At 63.6% G+C, this 8,600-nt stretch carries 2 protein-coding genes; both read right to left on the bottom strand.

The genetic code is table 11. From position 1 onward, the window contains the following. Positions 1–207: 207 nt before the first annotated feature. Positions 208–5,184: a DEAD/DEAH box helicase gene (locus ACYVLV_RS16280; protein WP_460811454.1), complete on the bottom strand. Its 4,977-nt coding sequence runs from the start codon at positions 5,182–5,184 to the stop codon at positions 208–210. Further along, a complete protein-coding gene (locus tag ACYVLV_RS16275) occupies positions 5,181–8,477 on the bottom strand; it encodes a hypothetical protein (RefSeq protein WP_460811453.1) in 3,297 nt (1,098 codons plus the stop codon). Before ACYVLV_RS16275 ends, ACYVLV_RS16280 begins: the two co-directional genes overlap by 4 nt. Positions 8,478–8,600 lie beyond the last annotated feature (123 nt).

The following is an 8,600-nucleotide window of genomic DNA, read 5'->3' as shown; positions in this document are numbered from 1 at the left end:
CGCGAATTGGTCAGCAGTAGCCATGTTTTCCGAGGTCATCACGATGCCCGACCATAGCCCTGAGAACGCTGGCGTTCGCCCATTCGTCTCATCCCGCTGGGATGCATGGTCGACCGCCAAGTACTCATATCTTCCTTCGGGTTTACGGATAGAGCGTTCGGCAAAAGGTGCGCGGCCGCGACCGCCATCGGAGGCGAGGGCAGGTCCTTACTCCCGGGGCAGCGACAAGGCCTCCACCACCTCCGCAGCATCAGGGCCAGCGATGACCCAACCCTCCTCGGCTAATTCGATGATGTCTTCCTCCACGAGCCCATGACCCAAGGCGATTTTCTGCTTCGGCCAGCTGATCGAAATGGGGATGCCATCCGCCGATTCGACTCCCAACGTCGGCAGCGGCACACCGGCAATAGCCAGGTCCCGCAACAGGTCTCGCTCTGAAGGCAGTGCCCCGTCGTAGGCCTCTCGCCACTCCCCCGGCAATCCGCTGACCTCGGCGCTCGGCAGCGCCGGCGAAGCGCCGGTGGGGTCGATGAGTCTGGCAAGCACCGCAGCGGCCGCGCCACGGGAGAGCACGTCGTGATCTCGTTGATTGCTGTAGCTACGCAGGCAGGCATAGCAAGAGGTCTCGGGTCCGCACTCGCAATTCTCAACCCGCTTCAGAGCCGCCTCGATCACACGCTCGAGGTTGGCCTCCACCATGAGGACGTGCCCCGCGCCTCCTGGAACGGAGTCGTACAACACGAGTGACCACGCGTTCTCGCCTGTTGGGCTCAGCGTTCCGCCGATGTCGTCGCGGGCCAGCTCAAGGGTTTCGCACGCGGCCTCTAAGAGTGCGTAGACAACGGCCTTCCAGGCGTCCTGGGTGGTGGGGAGTCCTGGCACCTCGATCTCGAGGGTCAGCAGGTCCGTTTCGTAACTGTGAGCCAGGTCCAACAGATCGGCGGGTCCGTGGCAGGCCGTGTGCCGCATCGGGTGGTCGTGCTTGGGAGGCTTTTTCGCGTGCTCCATCCGTGAGGCACCGTGGCCACACCACTGGCAGATCCAGTACCCCATACCACTGGGCCCGTCGGCCACCGCGATCATCGTCCCCCGAGGGCCGACGTGGGTCCTGACGGTCCCACCGGGGCGGGTGACGACACCTTCGCGCACCTCCGGCGAGGGTTTGAGGACGTGCACCGCGCCGCTGAACGATCGCCGCGGGGGACGTGGTCCCGGTCGAGCTGTTTCTTTGGCCGCGACGAAGCCGTACTCCGGGACTGTGAGCCGGCGCGCTACACCCGTGTTCGGTTCTTGGCAGTGCGGGCAGTCACCTGAGAGCCCCGCCAGCGCATGCCAGAAGCCGCTACAACGCGAACACACCCGGTACTCGTATTCGACCAGGTCACGTCCTGGTAGCCGGTAGATACCCCGCGAAGTCCACAGCTTGCCGCCCGCGACAAGCGTCGCGCCGGGCGCGTATTCAAAGATCGCCTGGGCCAGGTCTCGCGACAGGTCCAGCAGCTGGCCGACTCCGTGCGACTCGTCGCTGTAGGCCGTGCGCAGCTCAACCGAGTCCACGGGGAAGCCGTACTTGGGCAGCAGGTTGTGATTGGCGAGGTAGCCCAGGAGGTCTCGCTTCTCGAGCGTCTTGGAGACCTTCTGGTATCGCTCGGCCAGCTGATACTTCTTCCCCTCTGCTGCCTGATCTCGAAGATCCGCGAGGAGCTTCACGTCTTCGGACAGTTGGGCCTTGACCTTGTCCAGTAGATCCTTGAAGCCAAGCACCCATCCACCGTCTTCCACACCGATGGCACTATGCACTTCTAGCGGGAGGATCCGCATCAAAGATGCTGTGATCCCGGCCGGAACAGGCGTGAGGTAGCCCTCGATGAGGTCCACCACGGGTTCAGAACCGTTGTCGCCCGGGAGGAAGAAGTCTGCAGCCGACCTGCAAATCTGGCCTGTAGTTTCGAAATGACTTCGAAAGAACGCGGACAACGCGACGGAGTAGGCGTGTCGGCGATCGATCCGCTCATTGGTGAGAGGGACGTACGGCGATCGAATCGACCCGGCCATCATGATCTCCGGCTCGGCGTACCGCGTCAGATCGTGGGAGCGCCGCTGCGCGTAGGTGACGACCAGCGCCGCAGCACCCGCACGCCGGCCCGCTCGCCCGGCGCGCTGGACGTAGTTGGCAGTCGTGGGCGGCATGTTCCGCAGGAACACCGCCTGCAGCTCGCCTACGTCAACGCCCAACTCAAAGGTCGTCGAACACGACAGGGCATTGACCTCGCCCTTGATGAACTGGTGCTGGATCTCGCCGGCGCGCTCGGTGCTCCACTGCGCGGTGTGTTCCAGAGCTGAAAGCGGCACCGGGTACATCGACTGGTAGACCGCTCGATAGTGGTCTGTCTCCTCCTCGGGCGGCACTATTGCCAGGACCTGCAGCTCTCCATGACAGGCCAAAGCCGGGCACACCCCGCGAACACTGACCGGAGCCACCCTCCGGCAACGGTCACAGCGATACACCGGTTCGTCCGGACTCACCCAGCGGAATCTCAGCAGTCGGTGATCGATCTGATAGGTGGTCCCCAAGGCCTTGTGGGTGGTGCGCTCCAACCACTCGACCGGCGATTGCTCGGCTGTCAGGAACTTCCAGACACCCCTGAGTAGCTCATGCGGATCCGCATCTGAATTCAAGGATGCGAGTACCCGCTTCGTGTAAGCGATGCGCTTGTTCGTTCCCTTCCCCGGGAGCCAGGAAAGTACCTTCTTCACCGCTTCAGGGCCCGTTTCCCGAGCGCGGATCGGGCCGAGTCGCGGCTTGAAGATTTCGTGATCTGGCGGGACCTCATCGGGCATGGTCATGGCGCCCTGCTGCCGCAGCGTGCGCAGCAACTCGGAAACGAAGCTCCACGCTTCCTCTCCAGTCAGGCCAAGCGCGAGCAACGGCGGCGGAGCCGGCCAGGCGGGGTCTCGTGCGAGGTCGATCCTCACCAGACCGAGGCCTTCGAGTGATTGCCGGTCATCGGTGGCGAGCGCCTCAGCCATCACCCAGGGCGCCACACGTCTCGCCTTGTCCTGGGCGGTCAACTTCCAGGGGAACTGTTGAACGGCATCCGCTGCGGCGCGAGTCTGGAAGACCACGTCCTCGACCGAAGCAGGACTGTGGGTCGCGCCAGCTTTGGCCAAGCCCTGCACCATCAGTCGTCGCTGTTGAAGCTTTCCGTAGGAGTCCTCCAGGTAGGGCGCGAAGTAGGCCGCAGCCTGGCGACTGTCGCTGAACATCAAGAGCTTGCGACCTGCGCCGGGAAGGGCGGCCTCGGCCGGCTGATCGCTGGTTGGCAAATTCTGGTAGAGCGACGTCGTGATCACAGCGCCACTCGCGTCCGGCCCGGTCTCAAAGATCCGCACCGTCCCGCTCCCACGAGCTCCACACACGACACAGCCAGCGATCTCCTCGCCACGCTTCTTCAGTCGCCGAACGGGGCGGACGGCAGTGGACCCGCACGCTTTGTCCGGACACGAGGAAACACCCGCTGGGCCGAGGGCCCCGCACGCAGTGCAGAGGACACCTTCGTCCCCGTCAAGGTCGGTGGTTTCGTCGGTGACGGCTTCTTCGTCTTCATCGATCTCACCCCGCTGGTCACCCAACACCAGCCAGGTGTTGCCACCGGTTGGTTTGCGAGGACGCAGGCGGTAGTGGCCGCCCTCTGCTTGGACCTGACCTATCAGGTGAACAGCGGCGCAGCGTTTGCATGACCCCATCTCGAACGCTGGAGCGGCACACTCCGCGCATGAATCGTGACGGGCCAGGTGCACGTGCGGTCCCTGCGGCGACAGGCAGGTGAATGCACCCTCAGTAGCCCGGAGGAAGAGGTGGTACCGAGCTGAGAGTGCGGTCGTCCCGTCGTGCGCGGTGAAGGTGCTGGCGAGATCCACCAGGGCGGCGAGCCCTTCCCGGGCCGTTGCTTCTCCCGGGAAAACCTTGGCCGCGACGATGTCGAAGCCGAGCGGCAGCCCGGAAAGGACCTGGCGAAGGGTCACGACCGATCGCTCATGTAACAGTGCTGTTGCAGCATCGGCGACGCTGAAACCGGCTCGTGTCGCAGCGGCGGTGATCGCCTGCTCAGGATCGCCGGCAGCCGCGAGCGAGGTGTAGTCCTCGGAACTCAACGGTCCCCAGAGTCGCTCGGATGGAGACGCTTGGCGCTCGGCCAGGATCAGGTCCTGGCGCTGCGGATCACCTTCGACCCACTCGAACGTCTCGCCGAACAGGTTCGACGCGAACTTGGTGACCTCGTCCGGATTGGTATCGCCGCCCACCGTGGCAGAAGTGGCGATGCACTGGAGGTTCCGATCGGGCGCGACCCGGTCACGAACGCGGCGCAGCAACATGCCGATCTCGGCACCCTGCGTTCCGTCGTAAACGTGCGCTTCGTCGACCACGATGAATCGCCATCTGTCCCGATCCTGACTACCGAACAGATCAAGGTCCAACGGTCGGATCAGCAAGTACTCAAGCATCGCGTAGTTGGTGAGCAGGAGGTGGGGAGGGGCCTGGCGCATCTCCTCGCGGCTCAAGAGCTCATTGGGCAGCATCGGCTCGCCGATGTTCAGATCCTGGAACCGCTCTCGGGCCTTCTTTGGATCCTGAGCGGTGTCGCCGGTGTAGCGACCGAACGTGATCGCGGGGTAGTTCGCTAGAACCTGTCGCAAACGCTTCATCTGGTCGTTGGCCAGGGCATTCATCGGGTAGAGCAGCAAAGCTCGGACGCCCGGGTCGAGGCCACGCTCGGCCTGCTCCCTCACCAACGAATCGAGAATTGGCAGCAGGAACGACTCGGTCTTACCGGAGCCCGTGCCGGTCGCGACGATGACGTTTCGACCCTCCGACACCTTCCGGATTGAGCGTTCCTGGTGGGTATAGAGCGGACGGTCCAGCGGCAGCGCCGCGCTGTCGAGTCCGGCAAACCCGGGAGCCATCACCCCGTCATCGATGAGTTGGCGCAGGGTTCGCCCGTTGGCATAAGGCGGCGTCGCTTCTAGGTAGGGGCCCTTGTCGAGCATGGGCGACTCATCGATGGCCGTGGTTAACGCTTGGGCGATGGCGGGGTCCCGAACCGCGAGCAGGCTCCGCAGGTAGCGCCGGTAGGTGTCCTTGATGTCGGTGGCCGTTCCGACAGCGTTGATGTTGCCGCTCATTGGACGCGTTCCTTTGCGTGGAGAGTCAACTCGGCAACGATCAGATCGATCGTTACGAGATCTGGCGCGACGGCAGCAAGATCCGCCCATGGACGCAGTTGGTTGCTCATCAACCAGTGTGTGGCGGCTTCATCTCCGCGAGATGCGAGCCGTGCTGCGAAGGCCAAGCCAATGGAGACCGCCGGGAACGCGCGCCAACCGCCGGAGCTCGTTGGGTGCCGTCGGGCGTTGAGCGCGGCGATGCCCTCGGGGCAGTCAGACAATCCCGGCGAGAACAGTCTGCCGGCCTGCTCGACAACCTTGTGCGCATTTACTCTTATCGAGGCCAGCCGCTCGTCTTTACGTGCCTCGAAGAGCTGCATTGCTGCAGTAGCTCGGGAGTCGCTACTCAGCAGGCCGGAGGGAACAAAGGCCGCAGCCTTGGTGAGGTCTCGGCGTTGCTCCGCCGACATCAGCGCCATCATGTCGGCGCTCTCGGTGAAGGCACCCACCTCACGGAAGGGATCGGATCCCTCCATTAAGTGCTGGTAGATCTCTCCCAGGGTCGCTTCGGCAGCCTCCCGTGCCGAGGGAGCCAACAGCGCCGACGCCAACATCTCTCTCCGGGACCAGGCAGTTCCATCGCGGTCAGGGTCGGTGTTCAACGGGGCACACACCAGGCCCGTTTCAATCATGACCCGCGGTTGTAGGTCGACGTCCAACTTCCCTGCTGCCAGCGCCTGCATGGATGCGGTCGGATCCCGACGGAGCAAGCGTTTCACGTCGTTGTGGATAACATTCCGGCGTTCTTCCAGGTGCAGCGAAGAGAGAACGCTGTGAACAGTCCATAGGCGCGAGAGATCTCGGATCGCCTCCGGCAACGGCGCCACGCCAGCGAGGAAGGCTGATAGTGCCACTTCCTCCTCATCGCCATCGGTGAGCCATCCCTCCGAGTCGCAGAAGCGGGCACTGCCAAGCTCTGGCCAAGCGAGGATCGGCTCGGGGACCCATGGATCATCGACTCGCAAGCCAACCCGCAGGGGCCCTGAGTTCTGGAGGGCCGGCGGCAGAGCGGCCCGACCGTCGATGACAGGCAGGGAGTGACCCCCACGCCAAGGGGCTCGGGTCAGGTAGACAAGCGCAGTCAAGCCGGGCACATCGACGGCGTCGGAGAACACCACACAGGCGTCATGGATCTCAGCTCCGGACGACAACCGGCGAGGGCGGATCGTAGCCACACTCAGCAGTCCCGCTTCGTCCAAGCTGACGGTCACCTGAGGATGCTGGCCGAGCGTGTCGACCAGTCTGGCGAAGTCGAATCGATGCATGCCCTGGCGAGCGACGGCGGCGGGTTCGACCGTTTGGAGATGCTCAGTGCCCGACCTCACGTGGAGCCGTGGCTCAGCGTTTGCGCCAACGCTAACGATGAAGGTGCCGGGACCGTCACATATGTCTTCGGCGTACAGGGCGATGGGATTCACCGCAGGCCCCAAGTTCGTGCTCGGAGTCTGGTACATCACAGACATATGCGGGGGTTCTACAACGAAGGACCGCCAGCCGCCCTGACTCCTCATCCGCACCGATGCCTTGGCCCGATCGCTCTTGAGTTCGATAAGCCGACCCTCAATCTGCAGGGCCTCCGGACCAGTCACCTCGACCGAGGCCGTGACCAATCCGCCCTCTGCCAGCCGACGCCAGGGAGGGCTTATCTGCGTCTCTAGGCCCTCAACGAGGGTGAACGTTCGAGTACAACCCTTTCCCCAAGGGCCGCGTACTCGAACCGTGTACGTCCCGAGAAGATGTCCCTCGATTTCGTCCCAGATGTCGGTTGCGTCGCCGCCTCCGAAGTACTTGGCGCTGGCCAGCACTGCCCCGGTGCCATCAAGGATCGAGACCTGCCACTCCGCATCAGGCCCAGCCTCCTCGGGGAGCGTCACTCCTGGAACGATCGGCCACACAGCTTCGCCCCCCTCGGTCTGAATTCCAGGGACTGGCTCAGCTTTGTCCAGCTCAATCGACGCCGAGAAGTTGCGTCGAACTTGCTGTTGCCTGACCGATCCCTCCACAGAGAGAGAATCAACTGCAGAGAGATCAGCCAGGACCAGCGACCATCCCGCCCATCCTGGGGGCAATGTCCCCCGATAAATTTCTTCCAAGTCACCGCTGACGACAAGGCGCTGCTCAGCTTCTGGGAAGAGCAACCAAGCAGACTGAGCCCGCCAAGCCAACCCCGGCGGAAGCTGTGCGCCGCTTGTGTCGAATGCGAGAAGGGGAAGTTGGTCATCCACGACCCGAAGCCGGGTGACCAGGTGCTCCCAACCCTCAAGAGTCGTTGTGGCTTCTCGGACCGGGGAGGAGATCGACACGGCAGTGGGGGGCGCAGGCTCGAGGGAGCCCGGCCAGAGCGCCTTCGTTTCGACCCTCGTGCTGTGATCATCCATGGTCACTGACCACACCGCTCGACCATCGGGCGCCTCACTGACCGCCGGGAGTTTGAGGAAGACCCCGCGGCCGTAAGGATCGAGTGAGAGGACGGGTTGCGAGTCGGCCTCTGCGCTGGAATGGCCGCCACGACGTCTTGCTGCTCTGACAATCTGCCCGCGGAGGTGAAGCTCGTACGCCGCCTCGCGGAACCGCTGCGGCAGCAGTGCGTCTTGACCGGTGCCTCCGCTAGAGACCATGTCGAGAAGTTCGAAACTCCGGTCGACGACGTCGACAGCGTATTCGCCGCCGTATCGAAGGAATCGGACTACTGGCTTATCAACGTTGTATAGCTTCGCTGTGCCCGACCACCCGACGAACTCTTCGGAGGTCAGCCCAGGTATCGCGCTGCGCTGCTCGCTCAGGGTGCGAAAAAAGTCTCCAAGGCAGACGGTGGGAATGCCCGAGTGCATGAGCACCCGACCCACGTATCGCGAACCAGCGTCATCGCTGTCTGAAAAGGTGGGCAGCCCGAGCGTCCTCAAATTATCGAGATAGGCACCGCCCCATTCTGATTGCATCGCCTGGGTTTGCTCGATACCAGCCATCTCAGCCAGCGTTGGCCAGAACGAGCCGTCGTAGTAGGAGGTCGCAACCATGGTCGTCGCCATCACGTGCACAGCCGGCCAGCGGCGAAGCAGCCGGCCACGTTGAGATCCGGTCCGCTCTCGGAAGAGGCTTCCCATGACCTCGAGGGTCTGTTCCGTCTCCTCCGCATTGGCGATGCATTCAGCTACCAAGGAAACAGAGGCGAGCGGCTGGCTCCAGGACTCCTCTCGGATCGTCAACAACTCAGATCGCGTCACGTGCTGGGCTTCGCCCCCGTCGGTCATCCGTCCCCATCCGTTTGTCACTAGCGACCAACCCCGCGCTGGCCCCGCTAACCGTAGAAGAGCCCGCCGACACTGACCCGCAGCGTGGTCGCGTCCGATCTCTACCGTGCACGACCGCCCGCA

This window comes from Nocardioides salsibiostraticola (genome assembly GCF_054783655.1).
This window is presented reverse-complemented; position numbering and strand designations above follow the sequence as displayed.